Source organism: Pseudomonas sp. EA_65y_Pfl2_P78 (assembly GCF_963970495.1).
GTDB lineage: Bacteria > Pseudomonadota > Gammaproteobacteria > Pseudomonadales > Pseudomonadaceae > Aquipseudomonas > Aquipseudomonas baetica_A.
This window is the reverse complement of the sequence record NZ_CAXAON010000029.1, coordinates 15411-36793: the sequence shown is the minus strand read 5'-3', so window position 1 is coordinate 36793 and position 21383 is coordinate 15411. Positions and strand designations below refer to the sequence as shown.

Sequence of the window (21383 nt, the reverse complement as noted above, 5' to 3'; positions counted from 1 at the left end):
GCCCGGCCGGCGCCCGGGCCATAGTTTTGTTCCCGCAGGCGTAGTGCCCGCCCCAGAACAAGACAGAGACTGGCCATGACCAAGACTCTCCATCACCGTGCCTGCCACCTGTGTGAAGCCATCTGTGGCCTGACCCTCGAGACCACCGAAACCGATGGCAATGTTGCGATCACCTCGATCAAGGGCGATGCCCTCGACACGTTCAGCCGTGGGCACATCTGCCCCAAGGCCGTGGCGTTGCAGGATATTCAGAATGACCCCGATCGCCTGCGCCAGCCAATGCGCCGGGTTGGCAGTGAATGGCTGCCGATCGAGTGGGATGAGGCGTTTGCGCTGGTGGCCGAGCGTCTGGCGGCGATTCAGGAGCGCCATGGGCAGAACGCGGTGGCGGTCTATCAGGGCAACCCTAGCGTGCACAACTACGGGTTGATGACCCACAGCAACTACTTCCTCGGTTTGCTGAAGACGCGCAATCGCTTCTCGGCGACCTCGGTCGATCAGTTGCCCCATCATCTGAGCAGTTATCTGATGTACGGCCACGGTTTGCTGTTGCCGATTCCTGATATTGATCACACCGATTTCATGCTGATTCTGGGCGGTAATCCGCTGGCGTCCAACGGCAGCATCATGACCGTGCCTGACGTCGAAAAGCGCCTCAAAGCCATTCAGGGCCGGGGCGGCAAAGTGGTGGTGGTCGATCCACGGCGCAGCGAGACGGCGGCAATCGCTGATCAACATCTATTTGTGCGGCCCGGGGGCGATGCGGCCTTGCTGTTTGGTGTCCTCAACACATTGTTTGGCGAAGGCTTGACCCGCGACAGTCACTTGCCGGTCGACGGCCTGGACGAGGTGCGCGCCGCCGTGGCGACGTTCACCGCAGAAGCCATGAGCCCGTTGTGCGCCGTGCCCGCCGAACAGATCCGCCAGTTGGCCCGCGATTTTGCCGCCGCGCCCAGCGCGGTTTGCTACGGGCGGATGGGCGTTTCAACGCAAGCCTTCGGCACCTTGTGCCACTGGGTGGTGCAGTTGATCAATCTGGTGACCGGCAACCTTGATCGCGTCGGCGGGGCGCTGTGCACGGAGCCTGCGGTGGATCTGGTGGCATCGACCTCGGGCGGGCATTTCAATAAATGGCAAAGCCGTGTGTCGGGCCGTCCCGAGTACGGCGGCGAGTTGCCGGTGTCGGCGCTGGCCGAAGAAATGCTCACCGACGGCGAGGGGCAGGTGCGCGCACTGATTACCGTCGCCGGTAACCCGGTGCTGTCGACGCCTAACGGGCGGCAACTGGAGCAGGCGCTGGACGGTCTGGAGTTCATGGTCAGCATCGACCTGTACATCAACGAAACCACGCGTTATGCCGACCTGATCCTGCCGTCGACTTCGGCGCTGGAGAACGATCACTACGACACCACGTTCAATCTGTTCGCGGTGCGCAATGTCACCCGTTTCAATCGCGCAATTCTCGCCAAACCCGAGGGCGCCTTGCATGACTGGGAGATTTTCGTCGGCCTGGCCAAAGCGTTTGCCGAAAAAACCGGCAAGGAACTGAAGCCAACAATGCCGCCGGCGAAGATGATCGACTTGGGCCTGCGCATGGGGATCTACGGTGACGCCGGCGAGCAGAAACTGTCGCTGGCAACGCTGTTCGATCATCCGCACGGCATTGACCTTGGCGCGCTGAAACCCAATCTCACGGCACGCCTGAAAACGCCGAATCAACGCGTGCAGGCCGCGCCGCCGGAGATACTCGCCGACCTCGCACGGTTCGCGACATTGCAGGCGCCCGCCGCCGATGAGTTGCTGATGATCGGCCGCCGCCATGTGCGCAGTAACAATTCCTGGATGCATAACTATCATCGTCTGGTGAAAGGCAAGCCAAGGCATCAATTGCTGATGCACCCGGATGACCTCGCCAGTCGTGGGCTTGAAGATGGCCAGTTAGTGCGCGTCAGTTCACGGGTCGGGCAGATCGAAGTCCAAGTGCTCGGCAGTCTGGACATGATGAAAGGCGTGGTGAGCTTGCCTCACGGCTGGGGGCATGCGCGTCCCGGTGTACAGATGGCGATTGCCAGCAGTCAGCCGGGTTCCAGTGCCAACGACCTGACCGATGAGTGTCAGCTTGACGAGCTGTCGGGTAATGCCGCGCTCAATGGCGTTCCGGTGACGGTGGTGGCAGCCTGAGCATGTCTGTCGGGGAGACCGAGCATGGCGCTCGGGATTCCGTTACAATGCGCCACCGTGCCGACCCATGAGTCGGAAAGTTCAGCCGAGGTGCTCCATGGATATCATCGAAACGATTAAAGAGCAGATTGCCAACAACACCATTCTGCTTTACATGAAAGGTTCGCCGAATGCCCCACAGTGTGGCTTCTCCGCGAAAGCTGCGCAGGCTGTGATGGCGTGTGGCGAAAAGTTTGCGTACGTGGACATCCTGCAGAACCCGGAAATCCGCGCCAACCTGCCAAAGTACGCCAACTGGCCGACTTTCCCGCAATTGTGGGTGGGCGGTGAGCTGGTCGGCGGTAGCGACATCATGACCGAGATGGCTGCAGACGGTTCGCTGCAAAGCACCATCAAAGCGGCTGTCGAAGCCGCTGCTGCGAACAAGTCCGAAGCCTGATCGGCTTTTTCGGGTTTCGGCCAATGCTGAAACCCGAGCAATAAAAAGCCCCGCGCCTCAAAAGAGGGCGGGGCTTTTCAGTGTCTCGCGTTTAGCGGGCGCTAACTTACTCTTCGCCCATCTGCGATTGCAGATAGTTCTCAAGACCGACTTTATCGATCAGGCCCAGTTGGGTTTCCAGCCAGTCGATATGTTCTTCTTCGGATTCGAGAATGTCTTCGAGCAGTTCACGGCTGCCGAAATCGCCAACGGATTCGCAATGCGCAATCGCGGCTTTAAGGTCAGCATGGCCGGTCTTCTCGATACGCAGGTCGCATTCCAGCATTTCCTGGGTATGCTCGCCGATGTGCAGTTTTCCCAGATCCTGCACGTTCGGCAGCCCTTCGAGGAACAGAATGCGCTTGATCAGCTTGTCCGCGTGTTTCATCTCGTCGATGGACTCGTGGTACTCGTGCTTGCCCAGCTTGTTCAGGCCCCAATCTTCATACATGCGGGCATGCAGGAAGTACTGATTGATCGCGACCAGTTCATTGGCAAGGATCTTGTTGAGATGCTGGATGACTGTAATGTCGCCTTTCATGATGGGAGTCCTGCCCTGTATTAGCTGTATATAGGGCGGAGTTTGGGCTGCACTTTTATAAGTGTCAAACCTAAGTTATTGAATAATAAATGAAAATAAATCTGAATAAGAATGTTTGTGTTCCGCGTCTGGAGCCTAACCAATTGATTTTCAGGCATAAAAAAACCGGACATCAAGTCCGGTTCTTTGAAATGAGGGTATTTACGCGGCAGTAAATTCTACCGGGTAGGGGATCGCGGCCTGGGCGGTTTGCAGCTTGGTCAGGGTTTCGCGAACCACTTCCTTGGCCAGGCAAGCACATTTGCCACATTGGCTGGCGACGCCGGTGGCCTGGCGAACTTCTTTGTAGCTGCAGCAACCTTCATAGATCGCTTCGCGGATCTGTCCGTCGGTGACGCCAGTGCAGAGACAAACATACATAAGTGAGAACCGTCGCTGGTTGTGACTCAATTGCGATGGATCTTAATGTTAACGAGAATGATTGTCAAAGTGCTTTCGCAAAGCTATTGGCCAGAATGGCCAGTGACTGACGAACGGTGACAAGTGGCTATTTGCCTGGCCCTGTAAATGCAGCGTCCTTATTCGCCTGCCCCAAAAAACCTTTAAGGACAGGCCAAAAACGCAGTGTATGATGGTCGGCCCTTGCGAAGGGGGTTCGTGTCACAGGGCTGTCGCCTGAGGGTGGCAGGCTGGCCCGGACCCTGAACTTCAAGTTTTTACACCAGGAGATATCAATGAGCGTACTCGTAGGCAAACAAGCCCCTGACTTCACCGTACCGGCCGTACTCGGCAATGGCGAGATCGTTGACAGCTTCACCCTGTCCTCGGCCATCAAAGGCAAATACGGCCTGGTGTTCTTCTACCCACTGGACTTCACCTTCGTCTGCCCGTCCGAGCTGATCGCTCTGGACAACCGCATGGCCGACTTCAAGGCACGCAACGTTGAAGTGATCGCGGTTTCGATCGACTCGCACTTCACCCACAACGCCTGGCGCAACACCCCGGTCAACAATGGCGGCATCGGCCAGGTGAAATACACCATGGCTGCCGACATGAAGCACGACATCGCCAAGGCTTACGATGTTGAATCCGAAGGCGGCGTGGCGTTCCGTGGTGCCTTCCTGATCGACGACAAAGGCGTTGTCCGCTCGCAGATCATCAACGACCTGCCGCTGGGCCGTAACATGGAAGAGCTGATCCGTCTGGTCGACGCTCTGCAATTCCACGAAGAGCACGGCGAAGTCTGCCCTGCCAACTGGAAGAAAGGCGACAAAGGCATGAACGCTTCGCCAGAAGGTGTTGCGGCTTACCTGACCGAGAACGCTGCTGCCCTGTAAGGCGCAACGTCAAGGTACAAAAAAACCGGCTCACGTAGCCGGTTTTTTCATGCGCGGGATTTATTCGAAAACCATCAGTCGTCGAAGTCTTCCCAGCCGCCCATCTGTTTCCAGCGATTGACGATGCCGCAGAACAGCTCAGCGGTTTTCTCGGTGTCGTAACGCGCGGAGTGCGCCTCACGGCCGTCGAAATCGATATCGGCTGCCTGACAGGCTTTCGCCAGTACGGTTTGACCGTAGGCCAGACCGGCCAGCGTGGCGGTGTCGAAGCTGGAGAATGGGTGGAACGGATTGCGCTTCATATCCAGTCGCGCAACAGCGGCATTGAGGAAGCCGAGGTCGAAGCTGCTGTTATGGCCGACCAGAATCGCCCGTTTGCAGCCGTTGGCTTTCAACGCCTTGCGGATGCCACGGAAGATATCGGTCAGCGCCGTTTCTTCGCTGACGGCCATGCGCAACGGGTGATCAAGCTTGATCCCGGTGAACTCCAGTGCCGCCGCTTCGATGTTGGCGCCTTCAAAAGGCTCAACGCGGAAGAAGTAGGTGTGATCCGGGTAAACGAAACCCTTTTCATCCATGGCGATGGTGGTCGCGGCAATCTCCAGCAATGCATCGGTGGCCGAGTTGAAGCCACCGGTTTCTACGTCGACGACAACCGGCAGGTAACCGCGAAAACGCGCTGCCATTGGATGACGGGAACCGCCGCCGCCACCTTGACCTTCCAGTTCGTCGTCGAAATGGTCTTCACTCACGCGTGTTCCTCCAGCAGGCGCCAGCGCAGCTTTTCACCGGCGCGCAGCGGGATAACGGTCAACTCGCCAAACGGCAGGCTGGTCGGGGCGGTCCATTCTTCGCGAACCAAAGTGATGCGGTCGGTATTGGCCGGCAGGCCGTAGAAGCGTGGCCCGTTGAGGCTGGCGAACGCTTCTAGCTTGTCCAGCGCATTACGCTGTTCGAAGGCTTCGGCGTACAACTCGATGGCGGCGTACGCGGTGTAGCAGCCGGCGCAGCCGCAGGCGGCTTCCTTGGCGTGCTGGGCGTGCGGTGCCGAGTCGGTGCCGAGGAAGAACTTCGCACTGCCGCTGGTGGCGGCGTCGAGCAGGGCTTCCTGATGGGTATTGCGCTTGAGGATCGGCAGGCAATAGAAGTGCGGGCGAATCCCGCCAACCAGCATGTGGTTGCGGTTGTAGAGCAGGTGATGCGCCGTGATGGTCGCGCCAACGTTGGCCGAAGCCTCGTTGACGAACTGCACCGCATCGCCAGTCGTGATGTGTTCGAACACCACTTTGAGCGTCGGGAAACGCTCGACGACACGGCGCATGTGCTCATCGATGAAAATCTTTTCGCGGTCGAACACGTCGACATCGCCGCGCGTGACTTCACCGTGGATCAGCAGCGGCATGCCGACTTCGGCCATGGCCTCCAGCGCCGGGAAGATCTTGTCGATGCTGGTCACTCCGGAATCGGAGTTGGTGGTCGCGCCGGCCGGGTACAGTTTGGCGGCGTGCACGAAACCGCTGGCCTTGGCCTCACGAATTTCTTCGGGCTGGGTGCGGTCGGTGAGGTACAGCACCATCAACGGCTCGAAACCACTGCCGGCCGGGCGAGCAGCGAGAATCCGCTGGCGATAGCCGTCGGCTTCAGCGGCGTTGCGCACCGGAGGTACCAGGTTGGGCATGATGATGGCGCGACCGAAGGTGCGCGCAACATCGGCAACGGTATTGGTCAACACAGCACCATCGCGAAGATGAATGTGCCAGTCGTCGGGACGCAGCAGGGTCAGGCGGTCGGACATGAGGGGATTCCAGGCGGGTCAAACTGAGGGGAATGCTACCCGAAAAGACTCTTGCAGGCACTCGCTATCAAGTTTTGCAGGAACCTTCCGATATCCCATAGGTATGCCGTAAACATGTGTCTATCGGTCTTTTTGTTGCAGAAGCCAATGGAGCCTCCCGTGCGCCAGCGTTATTTAGCCTTGCTCAGTGTGTTTGCCAGCCTTCCCGCGATGGCGCTGACCTACCAGACTCGACTGGAGAACATTGAGTGGACGGTCGCCGGCGATAAGTTCGAATGCCGTCTGACGCAACCGATCACTGATTTCGGTTCGGGAGAGTTCGTGCGCAGGGCCGGTGAACAGGCAATATTTCGTTTGAACGCCTATAACGCCATGCTGGGCGGCGGTTCGGCGACGTTGCTCGCGGCAGCCGCGCCATGGCAGCCGGGGCGCGGCGACATCAATCTGGGCTCTGTCAGGCTGGGCAGCGGCAACATTCTGTTCAGCAGTTCGCAGTCTCAGGCAGGTGGACTGATGAGCGGCCTGATGGACGGGCGCAGCCCTGTTGTACGCCGTGCCTCGGGCGATGGCCGGGTTTCGGAAGTGCGCCTGTTGCCGGTCAAGTTCAGCAAGGCGTTCAACGAATACCAGAGTTGTGTGGCGAAATTGCTGCCACAGAATTTCGATCAGATCAAACAGTCGCAGGTCGGCTTCCCTGGCGAGGGCATTGATCTTGATGCTGCCGCCAAGGCCAAACTGCAGGTCATGCTCGATTACATGAAGGCCGATCCGACGGTCAATCACATCGAGCTTGACGGCCACTCCGACAACAGCGGTAATCGCCTGACCAACCGCGAGTTGTCGCGCCGCCGTGCATTGGCTGTGGTCGACTTCTTCAAGGCCAACGGCATTCAGGAATCGCAGATCACTGTGCGTTTCCACGGTGAACGTTATCCATTGGTGCCGAACACCAATGCGGCCAATCGGGCGAAGAACCGCCGGGTGAATGTGCATTTGACGCGCGTGACCCCGACCACGGCTCCAGCGCCTCAGGCCAGCACTCCCGCCAATACCGCGGCGACTTCCTGACCTGCCGGTCATCGTCGCGCTCTCGACAGATTCTGTCGCTTTGTCGTCTTAAGCTGTCGCGCCTCTGTAAATTATCGCGTTGGAGCGGTAGACTCCTCGGCTTTCCGTAGAACCCCGTGGAGTGATGGCATGGCGGACGTAAACAAGGTCGTTCTGGCGTATTCCGGCGGCCTGGACACTTCGGTGATCCTCAAGTGGCTGCAGGATACTTATAACTGTGAAGTGGTGACCTTCACCGCAGATCTCGGTCAAGGCGAAGAGGTCGAGCCGGCCCGCGCCAAGGCTCAGGCCATGGGCGTCAAAGAAATCTACATTGATGATCTGCGCGAGGAGTTCGTGCGTGATTTCGTGTTCCCGATGTTTCGCGCCAACACCGTTTACGAGGGCGAGTACCTGCTGGGCACTTCCATCGCACGTCCATTGATCGCCAAGCGTTTGATCGAAATCGCCAACGAAACCGGCGCTGACGCCATTTCTCACGGTGCGACCGGCAAGGGCAACGACCAGGTGCGTTTCGAACTGGGTGCCTACGCACTCAAGCCAGGCGTGAAAGTGATTGCTCCGTGGCGCGAGTGGGATCTGCTGTCCCGCGAGAAGCTGATGGACTACGCCGAGAAGCACGCGATCCCGATCGAGCGCCACGGCAAGAAAAAATCCCCGTACTCGATGGATGCCAACCTGCTGCACATCTCCTATGAAGGCGGCGTGCTGGAAGATACCTGGACCGAGCACGAAGAAGACATGTGGCGTTGGACCGTCTCCCCGGAGAACGCTCCTGACACCCCGCAGTATCTGGAACTGACCTACCGCAACGGCGACATCGTTGCGCTGGACGGCGTCGAAATGACCCCGGCCACTGTTCTGGCGACACTGAACAAGATCGGTGGCGAGCACGGCATTGGCCGTCTGGACATCGTCGAAAACCGTTACGTGGGCATGAAGTCCCGTGGTTGCTACGAAACCCCGGGCGGCACCATCATGCTGCGCGCTCACCGCGCCATCGAGTCGATCACTCTGGACCGCGAAGTCGCTCACCTCAAAGACGAGCTGATGCCGAAATACGCCAGCCTGATCTACACCGGCTACTGGTGGAGCCCTGAGCGTCTGATGCTGCAACAGATGATCGACGCTTCCCAGGTCAACGTGAACGGTGTGGTTCGCCTGAAGCTGTACAAGGGCAACGTGATCGTGACCGGCCGCAAGTCCGACGATTCGCTGTTCGACGCCAACATCGCAACATTCGAAGAAGATGGCGGCGCTTACAATCAGGCCGATGCGGCGGGCTTCATCAAGCTCAACGCGCTGCGCATGCGCATTGCTGCCAACAAGGGCCGCAAACTGTTCTGAGATTTTTCAGACTGATGCGCAATGAAAAGGCGGCCTTGTCTTTGAGACAAGGCCGCCTTTTTTATCAATTCTTTGTTTGGTGCTAGTCGAGCAATGTCCCTGGTCTGTCTGCTTCTGCGGTAGTCCTCACCCGTCAAACCCGCCCCAGCAGCGTTACCGCTTGCGAGCACAGGTTGTAAACAATACAAAGCGTTGTGCCCGAGCCTTTCTTCGCGTGCCTGATCTGCGATAGCGCACTCTTGGTCAAGGAAACATCCGACACATGATTGGAAAGAAATACGATGGCCCGCGCAGTTTTCTTGTCGGTACGGCGGATCCTTTCCAGCATCGTGTTCAGTTCTCTCGATGCATCAATATTCCTTGCATCGATGATGTGCAGGTGGCTGATGGAGACAGGCAAGTGAATATTGTGTTGAACCGTCAGGTTCGGCGCTGAGCCGATGTCTGGTGGCGGGTCGGGCGCATTGTGGATTTTGCACGACTCCTTGCCTTGGGCTGCGCCGGGTTCGCTGGGCACGATGAAACTTGATATTCCGAAAGTCCCGTGAGCTGGATCCTGCTGTGATGTGTTTCGCTTGTTATCGCGACAATTATTGTTGATGACTTTTAAGAAGCTCTTGTCCTTGCCGAAATCAGAGGGTGAATAGAGTGAGCGGTAGTTGAAGTTTAAAGTGATAAAGAAAAGAAATAACAAGTAGAACGGAAAGCTTATCAGGAACCAGACGTAGATTTCGCGATCTTCGCTATCAAGGAACGGCAGAGAAACGGCGGCGGAGGCCTCGGATATAGCGGCGAATATAGCGATAATCGTCATCGGGTTGGATATTTTGTTTTTTATCTTTAACATTTAAGTGCTCTTTTTTTTGAGTGGTTTTGTTGTGGGTGACTGTGTTTTGTTGTTTATTGGTTAAGTGTGCTGTTGATGTTTGTATTTATAGCAAAAGTGTTTGCTTAAGTATAAATATCTTGTTTCAAGTGTTTATGATTCGGTCGGTTGTATATTAAAGTTGTAGGAGATTGCCGTCATTGCATGATATTTCTGATTGGGAGTGAATTCGTGTTGTGGCGCTGGTATTCGACACAGGTCCCGCAGTTTGAATGTCATGATGCCCGGCTGTGAGACCGCGTTGCACAGGAGTCGGTCGCAAGCTGTTACAGGTAAAAAACAGAAATGTTTCAGGGGCGTGAGCGAGGTGCTTTGTCGGATATTTAGAGAAGAGTGGGATTTTTGTAGGATTAATCCTTAATGCCCGTAGGGTATGTCTCTCGATGCAAGTGCGTGAGAGCGCTGGCATGCCATCAGGCAAGTGACTGGGCTATTGTGCGTGTTCTAAAAATTCGAACAGCGAAACTGGACTTGCCCATGAATAAAGTGCTGATCGTGGATGACCACCCCGTCATTCGTCTTGCGGTACGTATGCTGATGGAACGTCATGGCTACGAAGTCATTGCAGAAACTGACAACGGTGTAGATGCATTACAACTTGCTCGTGAACAAATGCCCGATATTGTTATTCTGGATATTGGAATACCGAAACTTGATGGACTGGAAGTTATTGCGCGCCTGACTTCGGTCGCGATGCCCATAAAAGTTCTGGTGCTGACTTCCCAGGCGCCCGGGCATTTTTCAATGCGTTGCATGCAATCGGGGGCGGCGGGTTATGTATGTAAACAGCAGGATCTGACCGAGTTGCTCAGCGCGATCAAGGCCGTTTTGTCCGGCTACAGTTATTTTCCCAATCAGGCGTTGCATACAGTACGTACCAGTCTGGGCAATGCCAGCGAAGCCGACATGGTAGATCGCCTTTCCGGGCGGGAAATGATGGTTTTACAACAGTTGGCGCGAGGCAAGACCAACAAGGAAATCGCCGATGGCATGTTTTTGAGCAACAAGACAGTGAGCACCTACAAGACTCGCTTGCTGCTGAAACTCAATGCGCGCTCGCTGGTTGATCTGATCGAGTTGGCGCAACGCAATGGGCTTGTCTGAATACCTCAGTAAGCTGACGGGGTCATGGGCCGATCGAATTCAGCTAGTTATAGAAAGTGAAAAGCCTCCGGTTCGGGAGGCTTTCAAGTATCAGAGATCAAAATCGTAATCGGCCAATTGCTTTTGCAGTCGGCGCTCCTCCAGCAGGTTGTCGATCGTGCGGCGCTTGCTCAGATTGGTTTTGGCGACTTCCACGACCGGTTCCTCTGCATCAGCGTCTGCGGTGTCAACGTCATCTTCTATGTCCAGTTGTTCTTTGTCGCTACTCATAAGGTTAACTCCGGCTAAGACTGCCTTTGGCGCTCCTTATATCGGTAATGCAGCGACGGGTAAAAAAGATTTTTTCAATCGACCAATCAACAAAGCTAATAGCCGCTCAATCGTCCGATGTTTTGGCTTTGTACTCGCACAAGTCCTCGATCCGACAGCTACCACAGCGTGGCTTGCGCGCCAGACACACATAGCGGCCAAGAAGAATCAGCCAATGGTGGGAGTCGAGCAGGAATTCCTTTGGCACAAATTTCATCAGCTTCTTTTCAACCTCGACGACATTCTTGCCCGGTGCAATGCCTGTGCGATTGCTGACGCGGAAAATGTGCGTGTCGACCGCCATGGTCAACTGGCGAAACGCGGTATTGAGTACGACGTTGGCGGTCTTGCGGCCAACGCCGGGCAAGGCTTCCAGCGCTTCGCGCGTCTGCGGTACTTCACTGTCGTGGCGTTCGACTAGCAGACGGCAGGTTTCGATGACGTTTTTCGCCTTGCTGTTGTAGAGGCCGATCGTCTTGATGTATTCAGACAATCCTTCGACGCCCAAGGCATGGATCGCTGCTGGCGTATTGGCCACCGGGAACAGTTTTGCCGTGGCCTTGTTGACGCCAACGTCGGTGGACTGCGCCGAGAGAATTACGGCAATCAGCAGTTCGAAGGGCGAGGAGTAGGCCAGTTCAGTCTTCGGCTCGGGATTGTCTTCATGCAGTCTGCGAAAAATCTCATGACGTTTTGCGGCGTTCATGGGCGATGCGATTCCTTGGATATAGAGTTCGAGCGAGTCCACGCCTGACGGGCCGCGAGCAGTAGCCCCAGCACGATGAAGGCGCCGGGAACCGTGGTTGGCAGATGCAGGCCATCGCTGAGCAAAACAAGACCTTGCCAGTGTTCGGATAGCCCGCGACCGAGACTGCCGTGACCGATGAGTTCACGCAGTGCGGCGAGCGCCAGCATGAGCCCGCCAAACAGGCCCGCTAGCTTGAAGCGCTTGGCCGGCGGTTGCTGGAAGAAGCCATTGTGCTCCAGCACCACGCACTGCAAGGCGATCAGGCCCGTATAGAAACCGAACGCCTGATGCCATGGCAGCAACCAGCGCTGCGCAAGAATATCGGCGCAACTGGTCAGCGAAGCGGCGAGCAGCAAACTGGCCAGCAACGCACTTGCCCCGGTCAGTCGCGAGCGCATCAGCGGCATGCACACACCATAAATCCCCACGACAGTGACAAACATCAGTAGCGTGCCCAGCGCGGCGGCCAGCGTTTGCGTGGCGCCAAGCAGCAGCACCAGCATCAGCGTGTTCGACAGCTTCATGATCCACTCCCCAGCAACGCCGGCCGATGCTCATCGAAGTAGCGCAACGCATCATGGATCGCGTTGATCGCTGCACGGGAGGTGATGGTCGCCCCGGCCATCTGATCAAATTGTCCCTGATCGCTTTTCAACGCCCAGCCTGCGTTCGTCGGCTCATGGCTCGATTGGCCGGTGAACGCTTGCAGCCAGGCATTTGGCCAGTCACCAATAACCCCTCCCAGCGCCGGGGTTTCGGTTTGCTTCAGGGTTTTCACACCGAGCAATTTTCCGTCGGCATCAATGGCGATCAGCAGTTCGATGATACCGGCATATCCCTCGGTCAGGCTACGCAGCAGCACCGCAACCGGTTGCCCGCCTTTGGTCGCCCGATAGCCGCCCGCCAGCGTGCTGTGGCTTAAGGCAATGTCGGTCAAGGCCAGAGGTTGGTCCAGCGGTTGATTGTCGTAAGACTCGGCCGGGATCACATCCAGTAATTTGCGGTTATCGATCAGGCGTTGTTCGGCGGCGATCTGCGGCGCATTGCTACGCTGCACGAGATACGTCGCACCGATACCGATGAAGGCCAACAAAAACAGCGTGATGAGGCTGGTCGTGCGGTTCATGGGCTCACCTGTGTCTGGCGGGCGGCAGCAAAGCGTTCCAGTGCCGGTACGCACAGATTCATCAGCAATACGGCAAACGCCACACCGTCGGGATAACCGCCCCATGTGCGAATCAGATAAGTCAGCAGCCCGACGCCGACGCCAAACAGCAGGCGGGCGAACAGGTTTTTAGCCCCGGACACCGGCTCGGTAATGATGAAAAACGCACCGAGCATGGTCGCGCCGCTCAGCAGATGAAACAACGGCGATCCGTGGGAGTTCGAACCCGAGCCGTTCCAGCACAACAGGCTGACGGCAAACAGGCTGGCGAGCATGCCGAGCGGCGCCTGCCAACCAATCACTCGGCGTTGCAGCAGGAACAGTCCGCCGGCGAGAAACGCCAGGTTGACCCATTCCACACCACGCCCGCCGACACCACCGAACGCCGGATTGGTGGCGAACAGTTCATCGATGGTCAGGTTTTTGTTGATGCGCAAGCTGTCCAGTGCCGTGGCCTGAGCCCATGCATCCGGCGGCTGTCCTGGATTGAACACCTGTTGTACGGCTGCGATCAGGTCCATGCCGTGGGCCGGCCAATGAGTCATTGGCTGTGGGAACAAAACGATGGCCAAGACAAATCCGAGCATCGCCGGATTGAACGGGTTTTTTCCGACGCCACCGTACAAGTGCTTGCCGAGCAGCAGGCCAGAAGCAATCGCCGTGACCGTCAGCCACCACGGGCAGTAAGGGGGCAGGGCGGCCGCTAGCAGTGTCGCGCTGACCACCGCGCTGCCATCGATAAGGGTTGACTGAATGGGGCGATGACGTAAGCGGGTGGCCGCCGCTTCGACGACCAATGCAGTGGTTATCGCCAGGATCAGATTGATCAGCACGCCCCAACCGTAGAACCAGAACAACGCCAGCAACCCAGGCAGCGTCGCGAGCAGCACCTGTTTCATCGCCTGTTGCAGGCGATCGTCCGGCATCTCAAGGGGCGACATGGTCTTGCACCTGGCGCTCGGCGTCTTGCAGGCGAGCGCGGGCCTTGTCGAGTGTTTCGGTTGGGGTGTCGGCGTGGCGTTCCAGTTTATTGAGGTCGGCGCGAGCGTAGGCCAATGCGGTTTTCAACTGCCGAAGCTGGCTGTCGATCGGGCGTTTTTCCATGCGCACTAGGTCAGGAGCTGGCTGATCACTGGAGGCTTCAGCGGCATGCAGGGCTTGCTCGGCATCACACAGCGCCTGTTCCAGCGTCGCGATTTGCTCCGTTGAAGCTTCCACAGTTTGTGCTTTTTTCAGTTCGGCGCGGCGCATGGCCAGCTGGATTTTCGCTCGTTTAAGGTCAGCGTCTTTTGCCGGGGCAGGCGCTGGCGGGGCGGTTGGAGTGCTGTTTTCGAGTGATGCCAGCGCCTGTTCGGCCGCTTCGAATTGTTGCTGCAACACGATCAGTTGCGCCTGTTGCTCGAACGTCGGCGGATGACCGAAGGCTTTCAGCGACTTGTGCAATTGCGCGCGACTCATCGCGACATCGATCTTGGCTTTCTTCAATGCGGCATCGGTGGTGGCCATTTTCTGTGCCCGCACACGTTCCAGCGCAGCCTGCACCGGGTCGAGCGTGGAGACTTGGGGCTGCGCTGAACGTTTGGCGCGCGCTTCACGCTCGGCCTGTTTGTGCTGTTCTTCGCGTTCGAGGCGGGCATTGCGTCGCTCGAAACGCTGGCGCGCGTGATCGCGTTTGGCCGCGCGCTCGCGCTGTTCCTCGAGACTGAATGCCAGACCTCCCACCACTGGCAACGTAGTCGGCGGCAACGGATGCATCTCAATGCAATCTACCGGGCACGGCGCCACACACAGGTCGCAACCGGTGCACTCGTCGATCAAGACCGTATGCATCAGTTTCGCTGCGCCGACGATGGCGTCGATCGGACAGGCTTGAATGCACTTGGTACAGCCGATGCATTCGGCTTCGCGAATGTAGGCCACTTGTGGCGGCGCCGAACCTCGACTGATGTCCAGTTCCAGCACCGGTATTTTCAATAACCCGGCCAGCGCCGCGATGGTTTCGTCCCCCCCCGGCGGGCACTTGTTGATCGGCTCGCCATTGGCGATGCCTTCTGCGTAGGGCTTGCATCCGGGGTGGCCACATTTGCCACATTGGGTCTGCGGCAGCAGGGCATCGATGCGTTGAATCAGACTCATGTTTTGATCAGTCCACTGAATCCGAGAAAAATCACTGCCATCAGTCCGGCGCTGATCAGGTCGATCGGCAAGCCGCGAAAGGGCAGGGGAATATCGTTGCCAGCGGTGCGCTCACGCAAATCGCTGAACAGGCTCAATACCAGCCAGAAACCCAGCCCAGCGCCGAGGCTCAGCGCGGCGGCATGCAACAGCCCCTGATCATTCTGCGCATTGATCAGCGCCAGTCCAAGTACGCCGGCATTGCCCAGCAAGAGCGGCCATAGACCGTCGAATGGCCAGTCGGGCAGCCCGCACGCCAGCCATTTCAGCAGCGGTGCGATCAGCAACACGCTCAACGGCAGAAACACGAACAAGCGCAGGGCTTCAAGTTGCAGTGGTACCAGCAGCCAGTGCCAGATGACGTACCCCGCCACGCCGACGATCAGCATCAAGCACAGGGTCGCCAGTCCCAACGCATGCACCTGACGTCGACTGCCCGCCAACAGCGGATCGACGCCCAGCGGCCAGTGCAACACGAAGTTGTTCAGCAACGCAGCACTGATAAGCGTAAGCAGGAGTTCGGTCATGGTTCTGCCAGCAAAACGGGCGGATGTCTCATAAGGTTAGGCATTATCCGGCAGCCACGATGGGTGGGCCAGATATGAAAAATCCCACAGGCATGCGGGGCACGCCTGTGGGATCAATTTACCGCACCGTCTTACTTGATGCGCTGACCCGGCTTGGCGCCGCTGTCCGGGCTCAGCAGGTAGATTTCTTCACCGCCAGGGCCGGCGGCCATCACCATGCCTTCGGAGATGCCGAACTTCATTTTCCGTGGCTTGAGGTTGGCGATCATCATGGTCAGGCGACCGTCGAGCTGGGACGGATCCGGGTAGGCGCTCTTGATCCCGGAGAACACGTTGCGTTGCTCGTCACCGATGTCCAGGGTCAGGCGCAGCAGTTTGTCTGCACCTTCCACGTGCTCAGCCTTGACGATCAGCGCCACCCGCAGGTCGACGGCGGCAAAGGTGTCGAAGTCGATTTCCGGCGACAGCGGATCCTTGGCCAGTTCGCCGTTGCCGGCCGGGGCGGTTGCACCGGTGTCGGTCTGGCTGGCGGTCAGGTCTTCTTTCGAGGCATCGCTCATGGCTTGTACTTTTACCGGGTCGATGCGGGTCATCAACGGTTTGAATTCATTGAGCTGATGGTTGGCCAGCAGGGTGGTGTGGTCGTTCCAGGTCAGCGGGGCGACGTTGAGGAACGCCTCGGCATCGGCGGCCAGCAGCGGCAGTACCGGTTTGAGGAAGATCACCAACTGGCGGAACAGGTTGATGCCGGTGGCGCAGATCGCCTGCACTTCAGCCTGTTTGCCTTCCTGCTTGTTCAACGACCACGGTGCCTTGTCGGCGATCCACGCGTTGGCGCGGTCGGCCAGGGCCATGGTTTCACGCATGGCGCGGGCGAAGTCGCGGGCTTCATAGGCGTCGGCAATGCTTGGCGCAGCGGCCAGGAACGCTTCGGTCAGCTCTGGCGCGGCATTGTTGTCGACCAGCAGGCCGGCGTTGCCCTTGTGGATAAAACCGGCGCAACGGCTGGCGATGTTGACCACTTTGCCGACCAGGTCGGAGTTGACCTTCTGCACGAAGTCTTCGAGGTTCAGGTCGAGGTCATCGACGCCACGGCCCAGCTTGGCCGCGTAGTAATAGCGCAGGTATTCCGGCGACAGGTGATCCAGATAAGTACGTGCCTTGATGAAGGTGCCACGGGACTTGGACATCTTCTGGCCGTTGACGGTCAGGTAGCCGTGGACGTTGATCCCGGTCGGTTTACGCAAACCGGCACCTTCGAGCATCGCTGGCCAGAACAGCGCGTGGAAGTTGACGATGTCCTTGCCGATGAAATGGTACAGCTCGGCGGTGGAATCCTTGCCCCAGAACGCGTCGAAATCAAGCGCAGGTGTGCGCTCGCAAAGGTTCTTGAAGCTGGCCATGTAGCCGATTGGCGCATCCAGCCACACGTAGAAATACTTGCCCGGCTCGCCCGGGATCTCGAAACCGAAGTAAGGCGCATCGCGGGAGATGTCCCACTGCTGCAGGCCAGCGTCCAGCCACTCGGCAATCTTGTTGGCGACCGCGTCTTGCAGGGTGCCGCTGCGGGTCCAGGCCTGCAGCATTTCCTGGAAGTCCGGCAGCTTGAAGAAGAAGTGCTGGGAATCCTTGAGTACCGGGGTGGCGCCGGAGATGGCCGACTTCGGATCCTTCAGATCGGTCGGGGCGTAGGTCGCGCCGCATTTTTCGCAGTTGTCGCCGTACTGGTCTTCGGTGCCGCATTTCGGGCAGGTGCCCTTGATGAAGCGGTCGGCCAGGAACATTTTCTTTTCCGGGTCGAAGTACTGGGTGATCGAGCGTTGGGCAATGTGCCCGGCGTCACGCAGCTTGATATAGATCTGGCTCGACAGCTCACGGTTTTCTTCGGCGTGAGTGGAGTGGAAGTTGTCGAAATCGACCAGGAACTCGGCAAAGTCGGCGCTGTGTTCAGCCTGCACGTTGGCGATCAGTTGTTCCGGAGTGATGCCTTCCTTTTCTGCGCGCAGCATGATCGCCGAACCGTGGGCGTCGTCGGCGCAGACATAGATGCACTGGTTGCCGCGATGCTTCTGGAAGCGCACCCACATATCGGTCTGGATATATTCCAGCATGTGGCCAAGGTGGATCGAACCATTGGCGTAGGGCAGGGCGCTGGTGACGAGGATCTTGCGTGGCTCGGACATGTGGGGCTTCGCTACTTGATGAAACGGAGGTCGGCCACTATAAAGCGCCGGGAAAGATATTTCACCCCTGCAAATAGTTGCAGGGCATGCCGTCAGGAGGGCAGAAGGGGTAGGATACCCGCCATCTTTTCCCAGTCTTGTTATCGGAGTTGCCCATGAGCGCCGTCACTCGCGCAGCGGTGGAAGCCGTCCTCAGCCAATACACCGACCCTTACCTGAACCAGGACCCGGTCAGCGCCGGTTGCGTGAAGAACATCGAAATCATCGGTGATCGCGTCAATGTTCAGTTGGAAATCGGCTATGCCGCCGGTCTGTTCAAGAGTGGCTGGGCACAATTGCTGCAACTGGCCATCGAAAATATCGACGGTGTGGTCATCGCCAGGGTCGAGGTCAACAGCGTGATCGCCGCGCACAAGGCCCAGGCACAGATTCCGGGCCTGGCCAACGTCAAGAACGTGGTCGCCGTGGCGTCGGGCAAGGGCGGCGTGGGCAAGTCGACCACCGCGGCCAACCTCGCGCTGGCGCTGGCCCGTGAAGGCGCCAAGGTCGGGATTCTCGACGCCGACATCTATGGCCCCAGCCAAGGCATCATGTTCGGCATCCCGGAGCGCACCCGCCCAGAGGTCAAGGATCAGAAGTGGTTCGTGCCGCTCAAGGCTCACGGTGTGGAAGTCATGTCGATGGCGTTCCTGACTGACGACAACACGCCGATGGTCTGGCGCGGGCCGATGGTTTCCGGCGCGCTGCTGCAACTGGTCACGCAAACGGCGTGGGGCGATCTGGATTATCTGGTGATCGACATGCCGCCAGGCACCGGTGACATTCAGTTGACCCTGGCGCAGAAAGTCCCGGTGGCCGGTGCGGTGATTGTCACCACGCCACAGGATCTGGCATTGCTCGACGCGCGCAAAGGCGTGGAAATGTTCCGCAAGGTCAACATTCCGGTGCTGGGCGTGGTGGAAAACATGGCCGTGCACATCTGCTCGAACTGCGGCCATGCCGAGCATCTGTTCGGTGAGGGCGGTGGTGAGAAGCTGGCGACTCAATACGGCGTCGAGCTATTGGCTTCGCTGCCGTTGTCGATGCTGATCCGCGAGCAGGCCGATGGCGGCAAGCCGACAGTGATTGCCGAGCCGGACAGCCAGATTGCCATGGTCTATCAGGAACTGGCCCGCCACGTCGGCGCGCGGATTGTCTTGCAGGAAGCGGTAACACCGGCAATGCCGAACATTACCATCAGCGACGATTGATGGCCTGAAACACAATCAACTGTGGGAGCGAGCAAGCCCGCTCCCACACTGGTTTTGTGTCGGGGTTAGATACGCAAGCCGCCATCCATCTCCAGAATCCGGCCGGTGTAGTAGTCGTTTTCGAAGATGTATGCCGCCGAATGGGCGATTTCTTCTGGTTTGCCCATGCGTTTGAGCGCAATCCCTGACGTCATCTTCTCCAGCGCTTCGGGCTTCATGCCCAGGGTCATCTCGGTTTCGATGAAGCCCGGCGCAATGCCCGCCACGCGAATGCCGTAACGCGCCAGTTCTTTGGCCCAGGTCACGGTCGCCGCGACAACGCCGGCCTTGGCGGCAGAATAGTTGGTCTGGCCAACGTTACCCGCCCGCGAGATCGACGAAATGTTGATGATCGCGCCGCTGTTTTTCAGCTCGACCATTTTCGCCGCCACTTCACGGGTGCACAGGAACACGCCGGTCAGGTTGACGTCGATCACCGCCTGCCATTGGGCCAGGCTCATCTTGGTCATTTCGCCGTCCTTGACCTTGAGCAGCAGGCCATCGCGCAGGATTCCAGCGTTGTTGATCAGGCCGTGGATCGCACCAAAATCGGCGGCCACCTGGGCGACCATGTGCTCAACCTGTTCCTCATTGGCAACGTTGCACAGATAGCTGCGCGCTTGGACACCCTTGGCTTTGCAAGCTGCGACGGCGTCGTCGAGTTTTTCCTGGTTCAGATCGACCAAGGCAAGCTTGGCGCCTTTGCCTGCGAAATACTCGGCCATGGAACGGCCCAAACCCTGGCAACCGCCCGTGATAATGATTACTTTGTCGTTGAGTTGCATTCGCATGCCCCGATAGCAGGTCAGAGTGGTTTTCCCTTAGAGAGCCTCTCGATCTGCGCCCGACCTGGCCTGGCTGCACATGAGAATTGCCCCGAGAGTGAGCGGGACTTATCCCGGTCATCTGTCCGTTTTTTCGACGGATTCTGTTTAAGGAGTCATAAATTGAGCGTTGAAGTGGCCAAGAATGCCCGAGAATTGCTTCTCAAGGAATACCGGGGAGTGCTGTCGACCCACTCCAAATCGATGCCCGGCTTTCCCTTTGGCTCCGTGGTGCCTTATTGCCTTGATGAGCAGGGCCGGCCGCTGATCCTGATCAGCCGCATCGCCCAGCACACCCACAACCTGCAAAAAGACCCTAAATGCTCGATGCTGGTGGGCGAGCGTGAGGCCGATGATGTGCAGGCCGTTGGTCGCCTGACCTATCTGGGCGAAGCGCAAAAACTCGAAGACGCTGTGGCCATTGAAGCGGCCGCCGAGCGCTACTACCGCTACTTCCCCGATTCGCAGAACTACCACAAGGCTCACGATTTCGATTTCTGGGTGCTCAAACCGGTGCGCCATCGTTACATCGGCGGTTTTGGCGCGATTCACTGGATTGACCAACTGACCTTGGCCAACCCGTTCGCCGGCAAGGCTGAAATCAGCATGGTCGAGCACATGAACAGCGATCATGCCAAAGCCATTGCGCACTATGTCGACCTCTGTGGTCTGCCGAAAAGTGTGCCGGCGCAATTGGCCGGGATCGACACTGAAGGCATGCATCTGCGGATCGGTCAGGCCCTTTACTGGCTGCCGTTTCAAGCGCCATGTCATACGCCGATACAAGTGCGCGAAGCCTTGGTTTCTCTGGCTCACGCTCAGGTGTGGCCAAAAAATGCAGTGGCCGATGCTTGAATTCACGAAAGGGCGACGTCATCTAGGGCTTACTGCAAGGCATTTCTTGCGTTGAGGAATTTTTGATGCGCCCTTTTTTGTTGCTCTTTCTGCTGTTTCCGGTGCTGGAGCTATTCGTATTCGTCAAAGTGGCAGGCACCATCGGGTTTTTCCCGGCCCTGCTGCTGATCATTCTCGGCTCGATGTTCGGCGTGTTCGTGCTGCGCGTCGCCGGTCTGGCAACGGCGCTGCGTGCCCGTGAAAGCCTGAACCGCGGCGAACTGCCTGCGCAAACCATGCTTGAAGGCTTGATGCTGGCCCTGGCCGGCGGCCTGCTGATCCTGCCGGGTTTCATCAGCGACGTGGTCGGTCTGGTGATGCTGTTGCCGTTCACTCGTCGCCTGCTGGCCAACAAGATGCGCCAGCGTGCTGAAGAACAAGCCATGCGCCAGCGTGCGTTCGCCGATGACCTGCAACCTCGTGGCGGTCCTGCACCGCGACAGCCTGTGGGCCGCGAGGGCGATGTGATCGAAGGTGAGTTCGAACATCGCGACTCCAAGTAGCGCTTGCATCGACACGGCACCTTCGGGTG

At 58.1% G+C, this 21383-nt stretch carries 23 protein-coding genes; 9 read left to right on the top strand and 14 right to left on the bottom strand.

The features are described 5' to 3' along the window. Window positions 1-75: 75 nt before the first annotated feature. Together AACY02_RS20295 and grxD are read left to right on the top strand one after the other, a co-directional pair. A complete protein-coding gene (locus AACY02_RS20295) occupies window positions 76-2181 on the top strand; it encodes a molybdopterin oxidoreductase family protein (protein ID WP_339433496.1) in 2106 nt (701 codons plus the stop codon). A gap of 97 nt (window positions 2182-2278) precedes the next feature. Next, entirely contained in the window at window positions 2279-2620 is a 342-nt protein-coding gene (gene grxD / locus AACY02_RS20290; RefSeq protein WP_016773402.1) for a Grx4 family monothiol glutaredoxin, read from the top strand. A gap of 106 nt (window positions 2621-2726) precedes the next feature. Here the strand turns inward: grxD and bfr are convergent, their stop codons facing one another. Both bfr and AACY02_RS20280 read right to left on the bottom strand, forming a co-directional pair. After that, window positions 2727-3200 carry a bacterioferritin gene (bfr, locus tag AACY02_RS20285; RefSeq protein ID WP_003227727.1) on the bottom strand — a complete coding sequence of 158 codons (474 nt, stop codon included), beginning with the start codon at window positions 3198-3200 and terminating at the stop codon, window positions 2727-2729. A 201-nt stretch (window positions 3201-3401) separates the two neighbouring features. Continuing rightward, the gene (locus AACY02_RS20280) at window positions 3402-3620 is read right to left on the bottom strand and encodes a bacterioferritin-associated ferredoxin (protein ID WP_003227725.1); all 219 of its coding nucleotides are present in this window, start codon (window positions 3618-3620) and stop codon (window positions 3402-3404) included. Between the two features lie 314 nt (window positions 3621-3934). Here AACY02_RS20280 and AACY02_RS20275 point away from each other — a divergent pair, with 314 nt between their 5' ends. Next, a complete protein-coding gene (locus AACY02_RS20275) occupies window positions 3935-4537 on the top strand; it encodes a peroxiredoxin (protein ID WP_003227723.1) in 603 nt (200 codons plus the stop codon). Between the two features lie 74 nt (window positions 4538-4611). On the opposite strand, the gene rnt is transcribed toward AACY02_RS20275, so the two are convergent. Both rnt and pyrC read right to left on the bottom strand, forming a co-directional pair. Continuing rightward, complete coding sequence (rnt, locus tag AACY02_RS20270; protein WP_095190452.1) at window positions 4612-5289, bottom strand: ribonuclease T; 678 nt, start codon at window positions 5287-5289, stop codon at window positions 4612-4614. Further along, window positions 5286-6332, bottom strand: a complete 1047-nt coding sequence (pyrC, locus tag AACY02_RS20265) for a dihydroorotase (protein WP_221732093.1) — start codon at window positions 6330-6332, stop codon at window positions 5286-5288. The genes rnt and pyrC overlap by 4 nt, the downstream gene beginning before the upstream one ends. 159 nt (window positions 6333-6491) lie before the next feature. Here pyrC and AACY02_RS20260 point away from each other — a divergent pair, with 159 nt between their 5' ends. Then, window positions 6492-7400, top strand: a complete 909-nt coding sequence (locus AACY02_RS20260) for a flagellar protein MotY (RefSeq protein WP_339433495.1) — start codon at window positions 6492-6494, stop codon at window positions 7398-7400. Window positions 7401-7529: 129 nt separating this feature from the next. Continuing rightward, window positions 7530-8747 carry an argininosuccinate synthase gene (locus tag AACY02_RS20255; RefSeq protein WP_186622245.1) on the top strand — a complete coding sequence of 406 codons (1218 nt, stop codon included), beginning with the start codon at window positions 7530-7532 and terminating at the stop codon, window positions 8745-8747. Window positions 8748-8880: 133 nt separating this feature from the next. Here the strand turns inward: AACY02_RS20255 and AACY02_RS20250 are convergent, their stop codons facing one another. Continuing rightward, window positions 8881-9594, bottom strand: a complete 714-nt coding sequence (locus tag AACY02_RS20250; RefSeq protein WP_339433494.1) for a hypothetical protein — start codon at window positions 9592-9594, stop codon at window positions 8881-8883. A gap of 516 nt (window positions 9595-10110) precedes the next feature. On the opposite strand from AACY02_RS20250, the gene AACY02_RS20245 reads away from it, so the two are divergent. Next, window positions 10111-10737: a response regulator transcription factor gene (locus tag AACY02_RS20245; RefSeq protein WP_042560733.1), complete on the top strand. Its 627-nt coding sequence runs from the start codon at window positions 10111-10113 to the stop codon at window positions 10735-10737. A 90-nt stretch (window positions 10738-10827) separates the two neighbouring features. Here the strand turns inward: AACY02_RS20245 and AACY02_RS20240 are convergent, their stop codons facing one another. The 8 genes from AACY02_RS20240 to metG form a co-directional block, all read right to left on the bottom strand. After that, entirely contained in the window at window positions 10828-11007 is a 180-nt protein-coding gene (locus AACY02_RS20240) for a PA3496 family putative envelope integrity protein (RefSeq protein WP_339433493.1), read from the bottom strand. Window positions 11008-11113: 106 nt separating this feature from the next. Next, window positions 11114-11752: an endonuclease III gene (gene nth / locus AACY02_RS20235; RefSeq protein ID WP_339433492.1), complete on the bottom strand. Its 639-nt coding sequence runs from the start codon at window positions 11750-11752 to the stop codon at window positions 11114-11116. Beyond that, window positions 11749-12318 (bottom strand): Rnf-Nqr domain containing protein, encoded by a 570-nt coding sequence (locus tag AACY02_RS20230; protein WP_339433491.1) that lies wholly within the window; start codon window positions 12316-12318, stop codon window positions 11749-11751. Before AACY02_RS20230 ends, nth begins: the two co-directional genes overlap by 4 nt. After that, the gene (locus AACY02_RS20225) at window positions 12315-12920 is read right to left on the bottom strand and encodes an RnfABCDGE type electron transport complex subunit G (protein WP_339433490.1); all 606 of its coding nucleotides are present in this window, start codon (window positions 12918-12920) and stop codon (window positions 12315-12317) included. Before AACY02_RS20225 ends, AACY02_RS20230 begins: the two co-directional genes overlap by 4 nt. Next, on the bottom strand, window positions 12917-13900 hold the full coding sequence (locus AACY02_RS20220) for an RnfABCDGE type electron transport complex subunit D (protein ID WP_339433489.1): 984 nt from the start codon (window positions 13898-13900) through the stop codon (window positions 12917-12919). Before AACY02_RS20220 ends, AACY02_RS20225 begins: the two co-directional genes overlap by 4 nt. Further along, a complete protein-coding gene (gene rsxB / locus AACY02_RS20215; RefSeq protein WP_339433488.1) occupies window positions 13887-15095 on the bottom strand; it encodes an electron transport complex subunit RsxB in 1209 nt (402 codons plus the stop codon). Before rsxB ends, AACY02_RS20220 begins: the two co-directional genes overlap by 14 nt. Next, the gene (locus tag AACY02_RS20210; RefSeq protein WP_339433487.1) at window positions 15092-15661 is read right to left on the bottom strand and encodes an electron transport complex protein RnfA; all 570 of its coding nucleotides are present in this window, start codon (window positions 15659-15661) and stop codon (window positions 15092-15094) included. Before AACY02_RS20210 ends, rsxB begins: the two co-directional genes overlap by 4 nt. Before the next feature lie 131 nt (window positions 15662-15792). Beyond that, window positions 15793-17844 carry a methionine--tRNA ligase gene (gene metG, locus AACY02_RS20205; protein WP_339433486.1) on the bottom strand — a complete coding sequence of 684 codons (2052 nt, stop codon included), beginning with the start codon at window positions 17842-17844 and terminating at the stop codon, window positions 15793-15795. A 155-nt stretch (window positions 17845-17999) separates the two neighbouring features. Between metG and apbC the strand changes: the two genes are divergently transcribed. After that, window positions 18000-19094, top strand: coding sequence for an iron-sulfur cluster carrier protein ApbC (gene apbC, locus AACY02_RS20200; RefSeq protein ID WP_339433485.1), 1095 nt, complete (start codon window positions 18000-18002; stop codon window positions 19092-19094). A 65-nt stretch (window positions 19095-19159) separates the two neighbouring features. Here apbC and AACY02_RS20195 read toward each other — a convergent pair whose 3' ends face one another. Continuing rightward, complete coding sequence (locus AACY02_RS20195; RefSeq protein ID WP_339433484.1) at window positions 19160-19918, bottom strand: SDR family oxidoreductase; 759 nt, start codon at window positions 19916-19918, stop codon at window positions 19160-19162. A 162-nt stretch (window positions 19919-20080) separates the two neighbouring features. On the opposite strand from AACY02_RS20195, the gene AACY02_RS20190 reads away from it, so the two are divergent. Beyond that, window positions 20081-20812 (top strand): HugZ family pyridoxamine 5'-phosphate oxidase, encoded by a 732-nt coding sequence (locus tag AACY02_RS20190; protein ID WP_339433483.1) that lies wholly within the window; start codon window positions 20081-20083, stop codon window positions 20810-20812. A gap of 65 nt (window positions 20813-20877) precedes the next feature. Continuing rightward, on the top strand, window positions 20878-21354 hold the full coding sequence (locus AACY02_RS20185) for an FxsA family protein (RefSeq protein WP_339433482.1): 477 nt from the start codon (window positions 20878-20880) through the stop codon (window positions 21352-21354). Window positions 21355-21383: the final 29 nt, after the last annotated feature.